General features: G+C 50.2%; 15 protein-coding genes. 11 read left to right on the plus strand and 4 right to left on the minus strand.

The window, feature by feature from the left end:
• The first annotated feature begins 256 nt into the window (after positions 1-256).
• The 3 genes from acs (at position 257) to QZP87_RS03805 (ending at position 4,536) form a co-directional block, all read left to right on the plus strand.
• Complete coding sequence (gene acs, locus QZP87_RS03795) at positions 257-2,176, plus strand: acetate--CoA ligase (protein WP_291321587.1); 1,920 nt, start codon at positions 257-259, stop codon at positions 2,174-2,176.
• A 419-nt stretch (positions 2,177-2,595) separates the two neighbouring features.
• The gene (locus QZP87_RS03800) at positions 2,596-3,834 is read left to right on the plus strand and encodes an inorganic phosphate transporter (protein ID WP_291321588.1); all 1,239 of its coding nucleotides are present in this window, start codon (positions 2,596-2,598) and stop codon (positions 3,832-3,834) included.
• 30 nt (positions 3,835-3,864) lie between these two features.
• Positions 3,865-4,536 carry a DUF47 family protein gene (locus QZP87_RS03805; RefSeq protein ID WP_291321589.1) on the plus strand — a complete coding sequence of 224 codons (672 nt, stop codon included), beginning with the start codon at positions 3,865-3,867 and terminating at the stop codon, positions 4,534-4,536.
• 309 nt (positions 4,537-4,845) lie between these two features.
• Here the strand turns inward: QZP87_RS03805 and QZP87_RS03810 are convergent, their stop codons facing one another.
• Positions 4,846-7,347, minus strand: a complete 2,502-nt coding sequence (locus tag QZP87_RS03810) for a helix-turn-helix domain-containing protein (RefSeq protein ID WP_291321590.1) — start codon at positions 7,345-7,347, stop codon at positions 4,846-4,848.
• Positions 7,348-7,647: 300 nt separating this feature from the next.
• Positions 7,648-8,361 carry an SIMPL domain-containing protein gene (locus QZP87_RS03815; RefSeq protein ID WP_291321591.1) on the minus strand — a complete coding sequence of 238 codons (714 nt, stop codon included), beginning with the start codon at positions 8,359-8,361 and terminating at the stop codon, positions 7,648-7,650.
• 639 nt (positions 8,362-9,000) lie between these two features.
• Here QZP87_RS03815 and QZP87_RS03820 point away from each other — a divergent pair.
• The 8 genes from QZP87_RS03820 (at position 9,001) to QZP87_RS03855 (ending at position 18,309) form a co-directional block, all read left to right on the plus strand.
• Positions 9,001-10,266, plus strand: a complete 1,266-nt coding sequence (locus QZP87_RS03820; protein WP_291321592.1) for an outer membrane protein transport protein — start codon at positions 9,001-9,003, stop codon at positions 10,264-10,266.
• A gap of 606 nt (positions 10,267-10,872) precedes the next feature.
• Positions 10,873-11,976, plus strand: coding sequence for a DUF362 domain-containing protein (locus tag QZP87_RS03825; RefSeq protein WP_291321593.1), 1,104 nt, complete (start codon positions 10,873-10,875; stop codon positions 11,974-11,976).
• 1,397 nt (positions 11,977-13,373) lie between these two features.
• The gene (locus QZP87_RS03830) at positions 13,374-13,679 is read left to right on the plus strand and encodes a zinc ribbon domain-containing protein (RefSeq protein ID WP_291321594.1); all 306 of its coding nucleotides are present in this window, start codon (positions 13,374-13,376) and stop codon (positions 13,677-13,679) included.
• A gap of 203 nt (positions 13,680-13,882) precedes the next feature.
• A complete protein-coding gene (gene purB, locus QZP87_RS03835) occupies positions 13,883-15,175 on the plus strand; it encodes an adenylosuccinate lyase (protein WP_291321595.1) in 1,293 nt (430 codons plus the stop codon).
• A complete protein-coding gene (gene pyrE / locus QZP87_RS03840; protein WP_291321596.1) occupies positions 15,175-15,750 on the plus strand; it encodes an orotate phosphoribosyltransferase in 576 nt (191 codons plus the stop codon). Before purB ends, pyrE begins: the two co-directional genes overlap by 1 nt.
• Positions 15,751-16,332, plus strand: coding sequence for a hypothetical protein (locus tag QZP87_RS03845; RefSeq protein WP_291321597.1), 582 nt, complete (start codon positions 15,751-15,753; stop codon positions 16,330-16,332).
• A 7-nt stretch (positions 16,333-16,339) separates the two neighbouring features.
• Positions 16,340-17,605 (plus strand): L,D-transpeptidase family protein, encoded by a 1,266-nt coding sequence (locus QZP87_RS03850; RefSeq protein WP_291321598.1) that lies wholly within the window; start codon positions 16,340-16,342, stop codon positions 17,603-17,605.
• Positions 17,605-18,309, plus strand: a complete 705-nt coding sequence (locus QZP87_RS03855) for a hypothetical protein (RefSeq protein WP_291321599.1) — start codon at positions 17,605-17,607, stop codon at positions 18,307-18,309. Before QZP87_RS03850 ends, QZP87_RS03855 begins: the two co-directional genes overlap by 1 nt.
• Here QZP87_RS03855 and QZP87_RS03860 read toward each other — a convergent pair.
• A complete protein-coding gene (locus tag QZP87_RS03860; protein WP_291321600.1) occupies positions 18,254-19,183 on the minus strand; it encodes an RluA family pseudouridine synthase in 930 nt (309 codons plus the stop codon). The two genes, QZP87_RS03855 and QZP87_RS03860, sit on opposite strands and share 56 nt — an antisense overlap.
• An 8-nt stretch (positions 19,184-19,191) precedes the next feature.
• Positions 19,192-20,787 (minus strand): hypothetical protein, encoded by a 1,596-nt coding sequence (locus QZP87_RS03865; RefSeq protein WP_291321601.1) that lies wholly within the window; start codon positions 20,785-20,787, stop codon positions 19,192-19,194.
• Between the last annotated feature and the right edge of the window lie 251 nt (positions 20,788-21,038).

Here is a 21,038-nt window from a genome sequence, read left to right on the forward strand (position 1 = left end):
GGACTGGCTCTTCCGGGACCCACTTGTCCCAAAAAATGAGATATTTTAAGCACAAAATGATGCTCAAGTGGGTCCCGGAGTGCCTGTCCCCTGCTTTCCTTAAAAGCGCTAAACAGATACACGGATTATTATAATAAGTGCGGGGAGCCAGTCGCCTTCCAGCTAAAATAAAGTGTTGCTGTAGTGATATATGTTCGCTGTTGTGTTATTAAGCTTAAGAGATTGTTATTCGGACAGAGTTTAAAGGAGGAGTGTTATGGAAGACAAAGGTGCCCTTGACTCTTTACTGCAAGAGGAAAGGATTTTTCGACCGCTGCCCCAGATGGTAATCGATGCCAACATCAATCCGCAGGAGCATTCTGCGGTGATGAAGCAGTGCCAGGAAAACTACCTGGACTACTGGGAGGATGCAGCTAAGGAACTGGATTGGTTCAAGAAGTGGGACAAGGTTCTGGATGATTCCGAGGCCCCCTTCTACAAGTGGTTTACCGGGGCCAAGTGCAATATCGTGTACAATGCCCTGGACAGGCATATCACCACAGCCAACAAGAATAAGCTGGCCCTTATCTGGGAGGGCGAACCCGGAGATACAAAAAAGTTTACTTATTACGAACTTTACCGGGCAGTAAACAGGTTTGCCAATGCTCTGCGCTCCCTGGGCATAAAGAAAGGCGACCGGGTAATTCTTTACATGCCCCCGCTCCCAGAGACCATGATATCCATTCTGGCGGTAGCCAAGATTGGTGCTGTGCACAGCATGGTCTTTGCAGGTTTTTCCGCCAAGGCCCTTCGGGAGCGCATCCAGGACACCGAGGCCAAGCTGGTCATCACTGCCGACGGTTTTTACCGCAACGGCCGCCCGGCCAACGTCAAGAACCTGGTGGACAAAGCTCTGGTGGGCGGATGTGAAAGCGTGGACACAGTGGTTGTAGTACACCGGGCAGGCGTGGAAGTCGAAATGACCGAAATGCGCGATATCTGGTATGAGGATCTGATTCGCCAGGAAAGCCCGGTTTCAGAGACTGAGGTCATGGACTCTGAAGACATGCTGTTTTTGCTTTACAGTTCCGGCACCACCGGCAAGCCCAAGGGCATCGTGCACACCCATGGGGGTTACATGGTGGGTGTCAATCGTTCCCTGAACTGGATTTTCGATATCAAGCCCACGGATATTTTCTGGTGCACTGCAGACATGGGCTGGATCACCGGGCACAGCTACGTGCTATACGGTCCGCTTATGGCCGGGACCACCACCATGCTTTTTGAAGGCCATCCCCTGTATCCCCAGGCGGACCGGCTTTGGCAGATGGTGGCCCGCTACGGAGTGACCATCTTTTATACTGCTCCCACCCTGATTCGCATGCTCATGCGTTTCGGCAGCCAGTACCCCAAACAACACGACCTTTCCACCCTGAGACTGCTTGGCAGCGTGGGTGAGCCCATCAACCCCGAGGCATGGATGTGGTACTACAACAATATCGGTCGCGCCGAATGCCCCATAATCGATACCTGGTGGCAGACGGAAACCGGTTCGGTCATGATCAGTCCATTTCCTATCACCCTGCTCAAGCCCGGATCCTGCGGCAAGCCTCTGCCGGGAATCGAGGCCGACGTGGTGGACAACGAAGGCACCCCTGTACCTCCGGGCAAGGGAGGGCAGCTTATTATTAAGAATCCCTGGCCTTCAATGCTTCGCACCCTTTACAAGGACCCGGAGCGCTACAAGAAGACCTATTGGGAAAAAATACCCGGAGTATACCTGGCCGGTGACGTAGCCCGCAAGGATCAGGACGGCTATTTCTGGATCCAGGGCCGCTCCGACGACGTTATCAGCATCGCCGGACACAGGGTGGGCTCAGCTGAAATCGAAAGCGCCCTGGTATCTCACAAGGCCGTGTCCGAAGCTGCAGTCATCGGTGTCCCTGACAAGATCAAGGGCGAAGTGGCCAAGGCCTTTGTCACTCTCAGTGCTGACCACACTGTTGATGATCCGGACGAACTCATTAAGACTCTCAAGTCCCATGTAAGATCCGAGCTTGGACCTGTGGCGGTAATCAAGGGTATCGAATTCACGGAGAAATTGCCCAAGACCCGCAGCGGCAAGATTATGCGCCGGGTGCTCAAGGCCCAGGAAATGGGCGAAGAAGTGGGAGATACCTCCACCCTGGAAGACTGATCCATAAGGGCCTTCAATCCTGGAGGCAATAAAGTTGACTTGAGGGCGAAATTCGATTTTTAGTATCTGTCTAGCGCTTTTAAGGAAAGCAGGGGACAGGTACCCCCGCACTTATTTTAAAATGGTCTACCACTACTGCGACACTTTATTTAAGCTGGAAGGGGACTGGCTCACCGCACTTATTTTGCTTACAGAAGACTGACGGATTTTAAAAATAAGTGCGGGGTGCCTGTCCCCATAGGCCGAGGCGGCAATTTACACAAGTGTCGCTGTAGTGCTACGTTTACTTGGAAAAATAAGTGCGGGGTGCCTGTCCCCGAGCCACATGCAAAGCGCTAAACAATACGATTTTGAACAGTTTCGCCCTCAAGTTTTTGGTGTGTTTCTTGCGGGGCTAGCTACTTTACCAGGGGTGCAGGTTGGAATTTTACGATCTGATATTTTATCTGTCCATGCTGGCCGGACTGCTCATGGCCTTCAGCCTGGGAGCCAACGACCTGGCCAACACCATGGCCACAGCGGTCGGTTCCAAGGCCCTTAGTGTCCACCAGGCGGTGATGATCGCAGCCCCTCTTACATTTGCAGGGGCGGTATTACTGGGTGCTCACGTTACGGCTACAATCACCAGGGGGGTTGTGAACCCGGAGCACATAGCCGACCCCAGGCTGATGGTGCTGGGTATGTTTTCCGCCCTGCTGGCGGCGGCTCTTTGGGTGCTCATTGCCAGTCTGGCTTCTCTGCCCGTATCAACCACCCATTCTATTGTGGGCAGTGTCCTGGGATTCGGGATTGTGGCAGGCGGTCCGGAAGTTGTGAACTGGGCGATTCTTCTGGTAGTAGTCCTGTCCTGGCTCATTTCGCCGATCTTCGCCGGTGTCCTTGCCTATCTGATATTTACCCACATCAGAAAGTTTATATTTTATCAGAAGCATTACCTGGAACAGGCCAGAATCTGGGCTCCCAGGTGGATCGGGCTGACCGTTCTGATCCTGGGTTTTTCATTTTTTTTCAAAACCCCTTTATATGACGCTGTAGATCTGAGGGCGCCGTATGCTGTGATGTTGATTTTTGCAATTGCTTGCCTGGCCTGGGCCCTTTTTCGATACTTGATCATAAAAGCCACCAGGCATTTGGAGCAGAAGGTGGAAAATGTGGAGGGCATTTTCCGCAAACTGCAGATCATGACTTCATCCTATGTCGCGCTCTCTCTCGGGGCTAATGATGTCGCCAATGCCGTAGGGCCGGTGGCGGTTATATATATCATTGTCAGACAGCAGGAAATGGTCGAGCACGCAGATATTCCCACCTTTCTGCTGATAATGGGCGGTCTGGGCATAGCGGCAGGCATTGCCCTCCTTGGAGGCAGGGTTATACGTACGGTGGGGACCCGCATCACTACACTTACCCATACCAGAGGGTTTTCCGTAAATTACGGTTCTGCTACTGCGGTTTTAGTGGCTTCTATCTTGGGTATGCCTGTCTCCACCACGCATGCCTGCGTAGGAGGAGTGACAGGTGTTGGGCTGGCCAGGGGGTTCAGCGCCATTGACCTGAGTGTTTTGTTGCGCATCCTGGCCTACTGGGTACTGACTGTGCCTATTGCTGCTTTGACCTGCATTGTTATTTTTCAGACATTGCGCTGGACTTTTGTTATATAGATCTAATCGACTCCAAATGCGAGGTGTCACATGAGAATGAATTTTTTCGGGCTTTTGTCCTCCAAATCCCCCATGGAGGGGTTGCATGACCATTATGAAAAAATCCATGAATCCATTGAGGTTATTAACGAGGCCCTGGAGTGCTATATTGGTGGCGGAGACAAATGCCCGGAATTTCTTTCCCTGCAAAGCAGGATAAATGAACTGGAGAGCCAGGCGGACAAGATAATCCGGAATATTCGCAATCATCTGCCGCGTGGTCTGTTCATGACAGTGGATAAGATCCAGTTTCTCAATTATACCAGTGTGCAGGACAACATCCTGGATGCTGCCCAGGAAGCCTTGAACTGGCTTGGCATGCGCGAGGTCAACATCCCGGAAAAATTTCAGAAAGAACTCCTTTTTTTACAGGGTGATGTGGTCAAAACTCTGGAAATGTTGGGGCCGGCCCTGCGGGAGACTACAGCCCTGGTGCACATGGAGAGCATGAACCGCGAAGAGCTTAAGGAAAGTCTGCGCAAGATCAGGGAAAACAAGGACAAGGTGTTCAGGGACAAAAATGAGATAACCCGCAAGGTCTTCAATTCTGAACTGGATTTCAAGGATATCTACCAACTCATTCACTACATAGACAAGCTTTACCTCATGGCCTTTAACAGCAGCAAGTGCGCCGAGATTCTGCGTACCATGATCGCCCGGTAATCTAGGCCCAGCGACAACAAGCACTGCCTGGTGTGAAATTACCCGGCATGGGTCAAGAACGGATTAAAATATTCAACCCGGCAACCGGCGGACGTAACCTCGATGTTTTCAGGGCGAGAAGATTTTTGCAGAACAAGCCTGCCTGTAACCATTCAGGGGGGCAGGTACCGGCCAGGGGGACAGTCCGCGCACTTATTTTTTTTTGATGAACAATTTACAGATGTGAGCGTTAGAAAAATAAGTGCGGGACAGTCCCCTGGCCTTGTGCCATTAGCCACAACCGAGGACCCCCTGAATGGTTCGCCTGCCTTATGTGGCATCCTGCTTGTTTAGTACCCGCAGATGTGCCATGACCATTTTTATTTCTCCATAAGAATAAGCATCCCCAAGCTTTCTTTTGGCCTGGCCCAGGGACTTTTCCGGTACTGCCTGCAGAACCCGCGAGATGTTTTGCTGTTTTCCGGAGTCCATCACCTGGCTGATGTCGACTTCTCCTGTCTCAATAAAGGTGCTCAGATGTTCTTCAATGGTTGAAGGTGCCAGGCCTCTTTCTTCTGCTATTTTGTGGATGCCCTTGCCTTCTTTAAACAATGCCAGGGTGGTCTGCCTGGTGGCAGACAGACTTCTGGTGTGCAGGTCGGCCGGGTCCCGGTCCAGACTGTTCATAGCCTGGTCTGCAGCAGGCTTCAGGATGTCGTGTCTGCTCATGTATTCTAGTATAGCTGCAATTATTTCGCTGCCGAACTTATCAACGGTTATTCTGCCGATTCCACTTATATGCAGCAGTTCTTTCCGGCTACAGGGCAGGGCATTGACTACCCGCACCAGGGTCTGCTGGTGCAGAACCTGATAAACCGCAATATTCTTTTCCCGGGCCTTTTCCAGACGCCATTTTTTCAGGATCTTGAAGAGTTCGGGGTGCTCAATGTCAGAAGGTACAATCTCCCGGGATGATTTTTTCTTGCCGCGGTCAGAGTCAAAATCAACTTCCGCCCTCGAAACCGCCTGTAGATATGCCTGGGACGAAAAGCCCTTTTCACATGACATTATGCCTGCCAGTTTTACATGCAGTTCTTTTTGAACCTCAAGCAGGTTTCCCTCAGCCTTTTGCAGGAGTTCTCTGTTGTCCGAGTCCAGCTTGATTTCCCCAAGAGGCCGGACCAGCAGGTTTTGCAGTCTCTCCTGGAACCATGCCGAAGCCTTCTGAAGACGCTGCTGCAGAAGCTCATTGTCCTGTGGAAGCTGATGCTCATCAAAGAGGTTTTTCAGTTCTCTTGAAAATATTTCGCTGACTTCGAATATATACCCTGCGGAGTTCCGTCCCATTCCCGGCATCTCCTGAACACCATCAACCCGTAAAAGGCCGGGATTATCATCCAGGGACCGCAGGAGGTTCTGCAGGTGTTTTTGAAGCCCTGACAGGTCAAAGCATTCCAGCAGCAGGTCGTGCTGGTAGCTGATTTTGGCGGTTTGGAGCTTTTCAAGGGAAGGCGGGTTTTGCCTGGCCTGGATGGTGAAGTCCTGGACTTTAGAGTCTGTTGCAGGTCCCCGGGGTGTGAGGGGTGAAGTAAGCACCAGGCCCTCCAGGGTCTTGCACCGGCTCAGTGCAACGTATATCTGGCCATGGGCGAAAGCTGCCCCGGCGTCTATGACAGCCCTTTCAAAGGTCAGACCCTGGCTTTTGTGGATGGTAATGGCCCAGGCCAGTTTCAAGGGGTACTGGTGAAACTCACCGGTGACCTTTTTTTCTATTTCCAGGGTCTGGGGGTTAAGATCGTATTTTATGTTTTCCCATACTGCGGGTTCCACGGTTATTTCACGTGCGTCTCCAGGGCAGGAGACCACGATCTCCTTGTCAGTCACCCGGGTTACGTGGCCGATTTTGCCGTTGTAATATTGCCTGGCCGGGCTGAAGTCGTTACGTATAAACATGACCTGGGCCCCTTTTTTGAGCACCAGTTCAGAAGCTGCAGGGTAAAGGTGTTGAGGAAAGTCCCCGCTTACCCTGGCCGTGAAAGTGAAAGTTTCGTCTTTGAGGTTTTGCAGCCTGGACTGGTTGATGGATTCGGCAATGCGGTTGTGGGTGGTCAGGGTGATGTATCCCTGGTCATCAGTGGGGGAAAAGCCTTCAATAAAGCGCTGGTTGAGTGCCTGCAGACAATACTGGTCCAGGCGATTATCTCTGACCCGGTTCAGGATTTCAATAAATTCCTGATCCGACTGGCGGAAAATATGCTTCAGTTCCACTGTGACCATCTCTGTCCGCTTCAGGGCATTGCTGCTGAAAAAGTACGGGGAGTCATAATGCTCCCGGATCAGCTCCCACTCATCTTGTTTGACCACCGGCGGAAGCTGGTGCAGGTCTCCGATCATAAGCAGCTGCACCCCGCCGAAAGGCTGTCTGCTGCGTCGGAGCCGGCGCAGGGCGGTGTCTACACTGTCCAGAAGATCGGCCCGGACCATGCTTATCTCGTCGATGATCAACAGGTTCATGCTCTGGATGATTTTTAGCTTCTGCCTGCTGAACCGGAACTGGCTCCGGCCGTTATCGCTGCTAAACCCGCTTCCTGGCAAATTGGTTCCCAGGGGAATTTGAAAAAAGGAGTGCAGGGTCATTCCGCCCGCGTTGATGGCGGCAACCCCTGTGGGGGCTGTAACCACCATACGCTTGCCGAGGTTGTCCCTCAGATTGTGCAGAAAGGTGGTTTTGCCGGTTCCGGCCTTGCCCGTCAAAAAGATGTTGCAGTTGGTATGACGGACAAAATCGTGGGCAAGCTGCAGTTCTGGATTGGTCTCATGGCTTTGGGACATGGGTTATCCTGTGAAAGTCTGAGTTTTCTGCAAAGGGTACGGGTTTGAGACCGGGGTGGAGAAAAAAAACTATTTTCGTATCTGTTTAGCGTTTTGCATGTGGCATGGGGACTGGCTCTCCCCGCACTTATTTTTTCCAATAATACCAAGATCATTTATAATAAAAATAAGTGCGGGGGTGCCTGTCCCCAATTGAGGTGCAATATTATATTTTATAAGTTTCGCTGTAGTGCTAAACAGATACCTTTTTTCTTATTTGTGTTGCGGGCACGGTCCGCGATGGACTCTACAGTGCTGCAATCAGTCTTCCAGAAAATAATCCACGCTGGTCACAACCCTGACCCGTTTTATCTCCGGAGTGAAATCGTCCCGGTCATTGATGGTGAAAAGTCCCTGACTGGCCCTTCGAATGGCTCCGACATTGCTGTCGGAATCATGGGCGAACCGCATGGCCGCGTTGCGGGCGTCGAGCGTGGCCTCAGCAATCATCTCCGGCTTGATATCGGCCAGGCCGGTAAATTCGAACCTGGGCTGAAACTCATAGGAATGCACCAGAATTACTCCCTCGGATACCAGCTCCCCGGCGGCGGACATGGCGTTTTTAACGGCCTGGGTCTTATCTGTGCGGACCGTGATGATGCTCTGGGCTGTGAAACGATTGGCAGGCATATGCTGCCGGGAAATCCCGTATGCGTGCTGGTCGTTAATCCTGGGTGATGAAATGGATACATCAGCGTCCCCAAGACCGTGCCTGTCAAGGAATGCGAATACTTTCTCAGCGGAAGCATCCAGTTCTTCCTGGATCTTTTGCAGATCATTGCCGGCCGTATTGAAGGACAACGGCCAGTAAGCCAGATCCGCCGGAACCTCCCTTTCAGCAAAGCCCCGGACACTGACATATCTGTCGTAAGCCTTGAAATCCTTAACAGCGGATCCAAGAATCAGGGCTCCCAGGATCAGAGCCACACTGATAAACATGCCCGCCAGAAAATTGTTGGTTAAATAATCGTTCATTTTCCCCCCCTGAGTAGTATCTGTTTAGCGTTAAACAGATACACTGAGTCTTTCCTTTGTTTTTATGACAGGATTTCAGATGAAAGTCACTATCTTTCCAGCGAAAATATTCAATTTTTGCTGTGCAGCCATGGTGCAGCATTTTGCATGTCGCATAGCTTCCTGCCCCTGAGGCCCGTGCCTACGGGTCGTCTTTCAGCCCGCAGGTCTTCCAGGCCTCTCTGGGCTGGAAACACAGCCTGGCGCTATAATCCCGTCATTGCTCAAAAATATTTTGTTTATTATCACTACAGCGAAACTTATGACTGACCTCCGGGGACTGGCTCTCCCCGCACTTATTTTTCCCAATAAAACCAAGATCATTTGTAATAAAAATAAGTGCGGGGGTGCCTGTCCCCAATTGAGATACGTAATTATATTTTATAAGTTTCGCTGTAGTGTTATGATAGGGTGTTAAAAGTAACTCACTAAAATAATACATAGAATTTATTATTTTAAAATACCTATCAATTATATCTACAATTAAATTTTTAGTTATGCCCTTGCTTTTTGGGGTGAAAAATTATAGGACATGCCTGATTTTTGTGTGGTTAAAAATATTTTTGTAACAACTAGCGCAAATTTATTCTGGAGGGGGGTATGAACTGGAAAAAAGTCGTGCTGATCTTGATGCTGATCTGTTTTGGATACGCCGGCAATGCCGGTGCAGCCGGGTTTGCCCTTTACGAGTGGGGCTCAAGGGGGACGTCTCTCGGGGGGACAATGCTTGGCAGAGCTGACGATGCCTCTGCAGTTGCCTATAATCCAGCCGGGATTACACAGCTTGATGGGACCAGGACCCAGATCGGCTTGTCTGTGGTGGCTCCTGGAGGGGATATAAAAACCACTGATGCTGCAGGAAGCAGTCAGACAACCAGCATTAAAAGTAACTACTGGATTCCACCGCACGCTTTTTTGACACACCAGCTGACCGATCAGGCCTGGCTTGGCTTAGGGGTATACAGCAGGTTCGGCCTGGGTACTGAATACCCGGATGACTGGCCGGGCAGGTATAACTCAGTTTTCACCAGGGTACAGTCCCTGTCTTTCAACCCCAACCTGGCATTGAAACTGTCTGAATCCTGGTCCCTGGCTTTCGGTGGCGAGATCATGTGGTTTGACTTTAATCAGGAGCGTGCCATTAATGCCATGGGGCAACAGGTAAGGAGTCAAGATGTGGATGCCAAGGTTAGCGGGGACAGCTATGGTATAGGTGCCAATGTCGCCCTACATTATAAACCCAACGACACCTGGGCGGTGGGTTTTACATATAAAAGTCGGGTTGAGCATTCTCTTGACGGGGATGCCAGGTTTGACCGTCCAGCTGTACTGCCTGCCGGACTGTTTGAAAATACTTCTGCCAAGGGCGATATTACACTGCCGGACTCTTTTGGTCTGGGCATCATGTTCAGACCTATGGAAAGGCTTACCCTGGAAGCCAATGCCATATACACCCTTTGGAGCACCTATGACGAGCTCAGGATTGATTATGGATCACCCTTGAATCCGATGGACCCCTCCACTGACACCACTGTAACCGACAAAAAATGGCGGGATGTATGGCGTTTTCAGTTTGGGGTTGAGTATGATCTTAATGATCTTCTGGACCTTCGGCTGGGGTATGTTTTTGACCAGATCCCGGACAGGGACAGTTATGCTGACTACATGACACCTACCAACCACCGCAATATTCTTAACACCGGCATTGGCTTCAGCTGGGAAAAGGCCAGCCTGGACTTTTCCTATTCTTACCTGTGGTTTTCCGACCGCAGAATTGATGCCAGGGCAGAGGATGGTGTTCTGGACAGCAAATTTAAAAACGGACATACCCATATTGGAAGCGTGAGCTTCAGCTACATGTTTTGATGGCTTTGGGCATAAAGAGTGGAGCTTGGTGGGGTGCCTGTCCCATTTGAAATATCCGGTAGATTTTAAAAGTTTGGCTGAATTTTTTAGTTTTTTTTATGCCTTGAGGCTTGAGATGCCAGGTTTGAGCTCAGAGCTATTAGCAATATTTTTTTTTTGACAGGGAACACCCCCGGGGTTGTTCCCTGTTTCAATTTCTGGCAGTAATTGTGGTGAACTACAGCGAAACTTATGTAACCATTCAGGGGGGCAGATACCGGCCCGGGACAGTCCCCGCGATACCTTTTCTGCACAAATAAAAAATGACAAATGCGCAGTTGTGTGCACCTGCACAGCTAGTACTCAGCGGGGAACAGTCCCCAGGCCTTGTGCCAGTAATCACCACCGAGGACCCCCACTGAATGGTTACCACTACAGCGAAACTTACTTATTGACCTCCGGGAACTGGCTCTCCCCGCACTTATTTTTTCCAATAAAACCAAGATCATTTGTAATAAAAATAAGTGCGGGGGTGCCTGTCCCCAATTGAGATACCCTGTATTTTATAAGTTTAGCTGTAGTGTTACAGTTTTATTAGTATCGCTGTAGTGGTAAAGGAGTTTTGCAATGAGTAAAGTATATTTCTGGAATTTGCGGGCTTCGCGAAAGATGCCCTATGACCTTCGCCTGAAAAAGCTTTTGAAAAAGATCGACCTGGGTAGTATGCTGGAACCGGGCATGCTCGCCGCAGTAAAGATTCATTTCGGAGAGGGCGGTACAACCGGCTTTGTGTCGCCTTTGTGGATCAGGCCGGTAGTGGAGTTTATCAAAAAGACCGGGGCCAGGCCGTTTCTCACAGACACCAATACCCTGTATGTGGGCAACAGGGGAGAAGCTGTATCCCACCACTTGCAGGCCGCCTTGCATGGGTTCGACCCCAATATTGTCGGGGCGCCTGTGATAATTGCCGACGGTCTGAAGAGCAACCACCGGAGAAAGGTATTTTATGAAGGCCGGCGTTTGCGCGAATTTTATCTGGCCGGCGATATTATTGATGCCGACTTTATGGTCAATGTCAGCCATTTTAAGGGCCATGAGCTCGCAGGTTTCGGCGGGGCCTTAAAAAATCTGGCCATGGGTTGTGCCACCAGACAGGGCAAAATGCACCAGCACTCAGGTCTGGAACCAAAGATTGAAGACTCTCACTGCCAGGGCTGTGGTATGTGTGTTCAGATGTGCGCCTCCGGGGCCCTTTCACTGGATAATGGCAAAATATGTATGGATCCTGAGAAATGCGTGGGCTGCGCAGCCTGTATCCTTGCATGCAGGACCGGGGCTTTACAGATTAACTGGCAGACCGAAATGGATGCATTTCTGGAGCGCATGATAGAGTATGCGGCAGCAGTGCTTTCCAGTAAACGAGACAAATGTGTGCATATAAACTACATTTTCAATGTCACCCCTGACTGCGACTGTCCAGGGTTCAGTGATGCCCCCCTGTGCCCGGATCTGGGCGTGCTGGCTTCCCATGATCCTGTAGCCCTGGATCAGGCATGCCTGGACCTGGTGAATATGGCCCAACCCTTGCATCCAAGTTTATTGCCGGAAGACATCAGGCCGGGTCAGGACAAATTTACTGCTGTTCATCCTAAAACCAACGGGGCTCATGCCCTGGAATATGCCCGGCATCTGGGTCTTGGGAGCCAGAATTACGAACTTGCAGGGATATGATATGATGCGAGTCGTTTTAAGCACAAAATGATGCTCAAGTGGGTCCCGGAGTGCCTGTCCCCTGCCTTCCAAAAAAAGCGCTAAACAGATACGTAGTGCATATCTGTATGCAAAATAACTTGTTTTATTGGAAAAAGTGGCTTCCTGCCCGGAGGAGGGACTCGTAAGGGAAGAACCTGTTCCAGTCACGCCTTCAGCGTGATTGCCAACAATCACCATCGAGGTCCCCCTGAATGGTTGCGTCTGAATGACGAATAAGTACTGGACAGGCCATAATTGATTGTACTATGTTGATTGCTCTTTGCTTCAGCGAAACTCATTATTGACCTCCGGGAACTGGCTCTTTTGCCGCTGGTGTGCCCGGCCGTTTTACGGTTAGAAGTTCGGCAAAAGTGCCTGTCCCCGGTGGTCTAATTATTACAGTATCTATTTAGCGCTTTGGATGTGGCATGGGGACTGGCTCTTCCGGGACCCACTTGTCCCAGAAAATGAGTCATTTTGAGCACAAATTGATGCTCAAGTGGGTCCCGGAGTGACTGTCCCCTGCTTTCCTTAAAAAGCGCTAAACAGATACTTATCACAAAGGTGTCGCTGTAGTGTTTACAATTATCAGCTTTTTTTTACTCTCAAGTTTATATAGGGAGGTTTGATATAATGAGTCGCCACAAGAAGATAGAACGTCACAAGGAACTGGACCGACGCCGCCGCAGAAAGAAAAAGCGTCTCAAGCAGCGCAAGAAAGAGGCCATTCAGGCAGCCGCAAAAGCCTAGCCGTCGTATCTGTTTAGCGTTTGCATCTGGCACAGGGACTGGCTTTTCCGGGATCCACTTGCCCCAAAAGATGGGACGTTTTTGAGCATAAAATGATGTTCAAGTAGGTCCCGTAGTGCCTGTCCCCTGCTTTCCTTAAAAGCGCAAAACAGATACCAGCTGTCATGGCTTGACAATATCCGGCACTTTTTCAGGTCTTGACAATTGCATATTAAACTGTAGATGATCGTCCTTGTCTGGCGGGTCTGCAGTGATTATCTTAAACTGAAGATATTGAATACTTTGTATGCAGGTCACTTCTTTTGAACAGGCTTTTTTTGGGTATCTGTTTAGCACTACTGCGAAACTTATATATTGACCTCCGGAGACTGGCTCTCCCCGCACTTTTTTTTAATTCGGTCATACATCCTTCAGAAAAATAAGTGCGGGAAGAACCAGTCCCCGTACCAAATGCAAAGCGTTAAACTGATACCTTATATGTGACTCACCCCTGAAGCCCTGTCAAAAAACCGGCATCACGCTGATCGCGTATAGACGCGTGGCAGGAAAGCGTGGCAGGAGGCCGTGACACATACAAGGCCCAGAATTTATTCTTACTTTATTTTAAACCTTTTAAGGAGGAACATATGCCTATTTACGAATACAGGTGCAACGAATGCCACCAGCTGTTTGAGGAGTGGCAGAAGGATTTTCAGGAACGTGATGTCAATTGCCCCATTTGCGGGGGCGGTTCATCCAGGCTTATTTCCAACTCAGCCTTTGTGCTGAAAGGAAGCGGCTGGTATACGACGGATTATTGCAAAAACAGAATCGAGGCCGGCAACGGAAACGGAAAAAGCACAACCAATACCGAAGCAGCCAAAAACGACTCTACGTCCTCTACCGGCTCTGAAACCAGTACCCAGACTACCCAGGAAACAACAAGCAGTTAAATTCAAAAAGACAGCATACAGCTGCCAATTTTACACTGCAGCGACATTATAAAAGTCTTCCTCTGAGCCTGAATCCGTGCAGTTCTTTTTTTTACGGATTCAGGTTAAAAAATAAATACGGGATGCCTGTCCCCGGTGGCCGAGTGACAGGACCCCGGTTGAACACCCTTTGATGCAGCAGAGGATTATCGCCTGACAAAATCATGATAGAAAGATATACAAAAAAGGAAATGGGCGAACTATGGACCCAGGAAAACAGGTTCCGGGCCTGGCTGGAGGTGGAGCTGGCCATATGCGAGGCCTGGCATGAGCTGGGAGCCATCCCTGCAGGGGACATGGAAAACATTCGCTCCAGGGCGGACTTTGAACTGCATCGCATACTGGAGATAGAAGAAAGGACCAAACATGATGTCATTGCTTTTTTATCCGCAGTGGAAGAAAAGGTAGGATCCTCCGCCCGCTACATCCATCTCGGATGCACCTCGTCTGATATTGTTGATACCGCCAATGCACTTCTCCTGTACAGGGCCGGGAAAATTATCGCCAAAGCTCTGGAAGAGCTTATGGAGTCTTTGTCCGGACTGTCCCGGCGCTACAGGGGCCGGCTCATGATGGGGCGCACCCACGGCATTCACGCCGAACCTATAAGTTTCGGACAGAAAATGGCCGGCTTCTACGCAGAAATGCGCAGGCACCAGGTTCGATGGGAGGCTTCCCTGGAGCAGATCCGGGTTGGAAAGATATCCGGTGCTGTGGGCACCTATGCCCACCTGGATCCGGAGTTGGAAGAACGGGCCTGCAAAAAGCTGGGACTGGAGGTAGACCCTGTTTCCACACAGATTGTGCAAAGAGACCGCTATGCCGATTATTTCACCACTCTTGCCCTGATGGCAGGCGGCATTGAGCGCTTGTGCGTGGAACTCAGGCATTTGCAGCGCACCGAAGTCCTGGAGGCCGAAGAAGGGTTTACCAAAGGCCAGAAGGGATCATCCGCCATGCCCCACAAGAAAAATCCCATTTCCGCCGAAAATCTTACCGGGCTTTCACGCCTGGTGCGCAGCAATGCGCTGGCGTCCATGGAAAACATGGCCCTGTGGCATGAGCGCGACATCAGTCATTCCTCGGTGGAAAGGGTAATCATGCCGGATTCCACTATCCTGATGCACTACATGCTTACCCGGCTCAAGGGGGTTCTGGACAGGCTGCAGATTAACGAATCCAACATGGAGCACAACCTGGACCTGTCCATGGGCCTGTACTTTTCCCAGAGAGTCCTTCTGGCCCTGGTGGAGAAGGGGCTGGAACGGCAAGAGGCCTACGAACTGGTACAGGAGGATGCCATGTACTGCTGGGACCACAAGATAAATTTTCCGGACAGGGTCCGTGAAAATCAGAAAGTCCTTGAGCATCTTACCCAGGGAGAACTGGACCAGATATTTGACAGGGGATACTATCTCAAACACGAAGATCTGGTTTATAAAAGGGTGTTTAATTAGTGCAGACTTCAGATCTAAAGGCCAGGCTGGCTGGACTGCTGTATCACAAATCCTATCAGGAAGGCGATTTTATCCTTACTTCCGGTAAAAAAAGCGATTATTATTTCGATTGCAAGCAGACAGCTCTGCATCCTGAGGGAGCTTATCTACTTGGCCGGATCTTCCTGGACATGCTGTACAAATGTGCAGAATATCCGGATGGAGCAGGCGGCATGACCCTTGGTGCCGATCCTCTGGTAAGCGCGGTTACTGTCATGTCTTACCTCGACAACCGTCCCCTGCCCGGTTTTATAGTCCGCAAAGAGCCCAAGGGTCATGGTACAGGACAGTTCCTGGAAGGCATGGCCAATTTCTATCCAGGGCAGAAGGTGTGTCTTCTGGAGGATGTAATAACCACCGGCGGGACTCTTCTTACAGCCTGTCAAAGGGTCAGTGATGCAGGGCTGGAGGTCAAGCTCATTCTATGCGTGCTGGACCGTCAGGAGGGCGGTACCGAAAACATACTCCAGGCCGGATATGACCTGCAATGCATATTCACCCGCAATAGCCTGCTGGAGGCAGCCAAAGGTGCATGAATGCCATTCTGGTGCAAGCTGCTTATTCTCATTGGAATAGCGACCATTATTAGCTCCTGCCAGGGGCACAGGGCGACTGATTTTTTATGGCCGGAACTGGGGGATTCTTACATACAGACCACCAGCGATTGGACCAGACAGGATTCTTTGCATTCAGGACTGGATACCATGATTATCGCTAGGGCTACATACAAAAGTCCGGAATGGATGCAGGCTTATGCCGAAAAGAAGGCCTCTGATTATGGCCTCACAGAAGATGAGAAAACCAAGCTGCAGGAGGACCTGCAATATTCTCTGCAACAGGAGACAGAAATATTTCTGGCCCTTTTCAAGGGTGACAAGGCCCGGAGCAGGCTGGTCTTTGAGGACCCTTTGTGGTCCATATTTGTGCTGAAAAATGATAAAAAATTATATCCTCTTGAGGTGCGGGAAAGCAGGGAGCCACTTGCCAAGCTGAAATCCTTCTACCCGTACGCCAACAGATGGCAGGATCATTATGTCCTGAGATTTCCTGCGTTACAGGCAGATTCTTTTGAACTGGTCATGTCCGGACCTTTGGGCAGAATTGAACTCAGCTGGTGAGGTGTTCTTGAGGACAGTCATTCTTTTACTCTTGCTTTTTACCTGGCCCTTGCCGGCCCAGGCCTGGCAACCCGTCATCACAGGCAACTCCAAAGCCCCTGAAAGGCTTTTGGTGGTGGACAAGAAAAACCAGTCTTTTTTTGTTTTTTCCAATAAAAGCCCTTTGATAAAAGAATATCAGTGGCAGTGCACTACCGGAGAAGGCCTGGGGGATAAGGAACTGGAAGGAGACCTAAAGACCCCGGAAGGCATATATTTCATTGAGCGAAAAATTGACACCAGTTACATGGACCGGGAACTTTACGGGGAAATGGGTCTGACACTGAACTATCCCAACCCTGTGGACAGGGCTAAGGGCAAGACAGGCTTCGGCATCTGGATACATGGCCGGGGAAAGGAAGTCGTGCCTTTTGATACAGAGGGATGTGTGGCCATGGATATGAAATATATGTATAAACTGGAGGAAATGGTCAAGCCGTGGTATACTCCGGTGATTATAACATCCACCATGGAGTGGATTCCTGACGAGATAGAGCTGGAAAAGTCACGGAAAATCGCCGATCTGAGCAGAAACTGGGCCCGGGCCTGGGCTGATGCAGCGGACGACTACTTTTCTTTTTATGCTCCGGACGAGTTTTCCAGAAGCAGTGCTCAGAGTTTTTCAAGTTTCAGGGACCACAAGAAGAGCCTTTTTCAGGCATATGACTGGATAGATGTATTTATAGAAGACCCCAAGGTGCTGCAGGGTCCGGATTACTGGGTGAGTTACTTCGGACAGATTTTCAATTCATCCGGTTTTTTTTCCGGGGGAATTAAAAGGCTGTACTGGCAGAAGGACGAATCCGGGCAACTCAGGATAGTCGGCGAAGAGTTTCGCAATCTGAATAAGCCGGGCCTCCTGGATAATTATCGCCTTAAGCGGGGGGAAGAACTTGAGCAGGTTCTGGAAAAATGGCGCAAGGCCTGGCTGAAGGCTGATGTTGATAAATATGCCTCATTTTACCACCAGGGCGCTGTTCAAAATAATTTAACCGGTCTGGATAATATATTATCCCAGAAAAGGGATCTCTGGAGCAGGGGTCATGTTCCGGCTTCCATCGAAATCTCGCAGGTGCAGACGGAGGTGAGCGAAAACAGTTTTGAAATCAGCTTCAAGCAGGCATACTCCAGCAAAACCGGTTACCGGGACAAGGGTTTTAAAACCCTCAGCCTGGTCCCGAAAGCAGGCGGTAACTGGCTGATTTTGCATGAAGACTGGACAGAGATCAGATAATGGGTAAGAAATACAGCGTGCTCCTGATGCGGGACGATACCTCTGTTAGAAGGTTCAGGGTGCGTCCCTTCTGGATCAAGTTTTTTGCTCTTTTTTTTGTCATTCTGGGGATTGTTGCGGGTGCAGGGGTTTACTTCAGCGTGTTGTTTTTTCAGGAAAAAGAACAGCTGGAAACCAGGCTGCAAAGAGTATCCGGCAAACTGGAGCAGACCGCGAAAGAACTGGAGAATAAAAGAAATCTACAGGCTGTATTTGAAACCTATGAAGCCCGTGACCTGCATTCATTGTTAACTGTCCCTGATGCATACCGGGAAAGCTCAACTGTGCTGGATCTAAGTGAAGTGTTTGCATATAAAGACAAAAGGATTGTCAGTATAGATAATATTCAGGCAAGCTTCAATAATGACAGAATGAGGGTCCAGCTTGAAATCAACAACCTGATGGAAGGCGAAACAATTAGCGGCCGTGTATTTCTGCATGTTGTGCGCAGAGACGGTGGCCAGGTGGACCTGGAGCTGGAACATGAGGACCTTTACTATACCATTGCCAGGTTTAAAGAAGTGGATGTAACCTTCCAACTCCCTGGAAGCTTGGACCCTCAAAACATTTTCGCCCTGCGCATCAAGGTCGAGAATGATGACCAGGAGCTTATCTACAGCGAGACCTTCCCCCTTTCCAATATCCTGGTGCAACGGATTCAATAGCTTCGGCAGTCGGGGCGAAATCCCCTGTCCAGTCCGGCAACAGCCGGAATTCATGACCCGGCCAGGACAGCATACAGGCATGCAGCAGCATCTTGCTGCACTCTCCGGTACGGCCGTATTTGCAGTCACCTATTATGGGGTGTCCGCTCAGGGAAAGCTGGACCCTGATCTGGTGAGTACGTCCTGTAAGTATTTCTATCTCTGCCAGGGTTTTGCCCTTGCGGTTCGTTATGGCTCTGACCCTGGACAAGGCCGGTTTTCCACGGGGTGAGGACTGCATCATTTCATGGGTCTTCAGGAGCCTGTGCTCCAGCTTGACCCATCTGGAAGGCCATGGGCCATGAATCCAGGCCAGGTAGAGTTTTTGTACCCGGTTACTTTTCCATGCCTGGTGCATGCTTTTGAGCCAGGTGTAGTTTTTGGCGGCCAGAAGAAGACCGGAGGTATCCTTGTCCAGTCTGTGCACCAGGGAAGGTGAGAAATCCACTCCGGCGTAGTGCTTGCGCAGGCGAAGGACCATGTTGTCCCTGCGGGCCGAGGTACCGGAATGAACAGGTACTCCTGCGGGCTTGTTGAGGACAACAAAGTCATTGTTTTCATGCACTATGTCCAGATCCCCGGCCCGCTGAGGATCATCTCCGGTTTCCGGATAATGAGGTGGAATACGAACCGTATCCCCGGAATATACCCGGTCGTAAGGCTTGCTTCTTTTGCTGTTGACCCTGACCTGACCGGTACGTATGAGTCGCATAATACCTGAACCTGGAAACTCTTTGCCAAGCACCCTTTTCAGGTAGGAAAAGAGTTTCTGACCCGATTCAGAAGGGGTTACACGGCACTGCCGGGCTGTCTGCTTCTGGATGTTTCCGGACAAGACTGGTTCTAAAACTCCATTTTATAAGCCAGCAAGATGGTTCTTTGTTCCTGCATACCGGTTATGCCGGGATGGGTATTTACGCACACTACCAGTTCTTTCCGGCCGTCCCCATCTATGTCGTAAAGACCGAAGTCTTCTATGCTGGCCTTGATGCGCCGGGTGTTCCAGTGCAGATTTAGTCCTATTTCATCCCAGAACAGGGCGTGGATCTCGCCCTCGGGAAAATTGCGGTATCTTTGAAAGACACTGGCCAGACGCCCTGAAAAGTGCTTATGGGCCAGAAGATGATATTCATCCTGGCCTTCAAACCGGGCAGTTATCAGTCTTGTGGGGATATAGTAGTAGCTTACCTCTCTTTCTCTGGGAGACGGCTGTCCCATTCCAGGCATCCTTTCGTCTGTCTCTATGCCCAGTCCTGAACCGGCATATTCCTCGCTTGTAGTATAACGTCGATTGTTGTTGGAATATACCTCCAGACGATCATTGTCTGCTACAACCACCAGGTGGTCGTCGTTTCTTGGAAGGAAGGCAAAGTTAAAGATATTGGCTTTGTCTGGCAGTGTTATGCCCCGGCCTAGTTCCGGCCCATTGCTGGTCATCATTACTTCCTGAACGCCGCCGGGTCTGAACAACCTGGTCCCGCTCGAGAGAGGCTGCCCCACCAGGGTGTGTTTGTATTGAGGAGGTACTTTTACCACGTTCATGAAAAAAGTAATCCTGAGATGCATCTCCTGGAACTCGTTGTTTTTAAATCCCAGGATATATGACCTGGCCCGCTTATCCTGGATTGCAGAGACTATAATTTCCTTTTCCCCGTTGTTGTTGATGTCAAGCAGGTTTATGTTGAGGTTCTGATATGTTCCCGGGGCCTCGTAAGTACTTATGTGCTGCAGGCGCTTTTCGTGCATGCGGTAGGCATGCAGCCTGCGCTGGCTCAGGATGAATATGTTTTTTTCTCCGCTTCCCTGGGTGTCGCCTACTGCCACTCCGACACTGGAGAATGGGAGAGTCTGGCTGCGCCACCTGCCGGTTGCCTGGGGATCATCCTGGAATTGAAAGTGGGGGCTGATATAGGCCTCATCTTCGGGTGGAGCTTCGGCAACCGGTCCAACAGGTGTCAAGTCTTCCAGGTCGTCTTGATCCTCAACCCCTTTAATCACCATGGCTGTAAGTTCTTGAGCCAGGTCTTCCAGGTCAGGAATGAGCTGCCCCAGTGAACTCTCCCTGTCAAGCCTTTGGCGCTCCATATCGGGGCCCACAACGTATATTTCCAGGTTGCAGATGTTATTTACAATATTGGCCACGCCGTAAACCAGAAAGTCAGCATCGAGCTGGGCGGCGATCATGAGCGCTTCATCTTCTGTGGCAGGGGGGGTGTCGACTAGCTGGTTGACTTCACCGGGGGGGATGGGCGAAGTCTGTCCAGTGCGTGTCAATCTGGAACTGAGCATGGACTGAATACCCTGTTTTAAATAGGCATATTCTTGTGGTCCATATATTTCTATGGGCATGACTGCATATTTTTTAGGCCCATGTCCAGCCCAGACCTGGGTACTAAAGGCCAGCAAAAAAATCAGAAAAAACAGAACTATTTTTGGCATGTAAGACATCCTCCATGTGGTGGGCTTGCCCTTGACGGTAATATGTTCATTGTCCTAGAGCAGGCAAGTGTTTGTCAATATGAATTTAACACTACAGCGATACTTTATTTTAGCTGGAAGGGGACTGGCTCCCCGCACTTATTTTTATTAAAAATGATCTTGGTTTTATTGGAAAAAATAAGTGCGGGGAGAGCCAGTCCCCGCAGGTCAATCATAAGTTTCGCTGTAGTGGTAAGTCTTCCTTAGGAAAA

The organism is Desulfonatronospira sp. (assembly GCA_003563255.1).
Taxonomy (GTDB): domain Bacteria; phylum Desulfobacterota; class Desulfovibrionia; order Desulfovibrionales; family Desulfonatronovibrionaceae; genus Desulfonatronospira.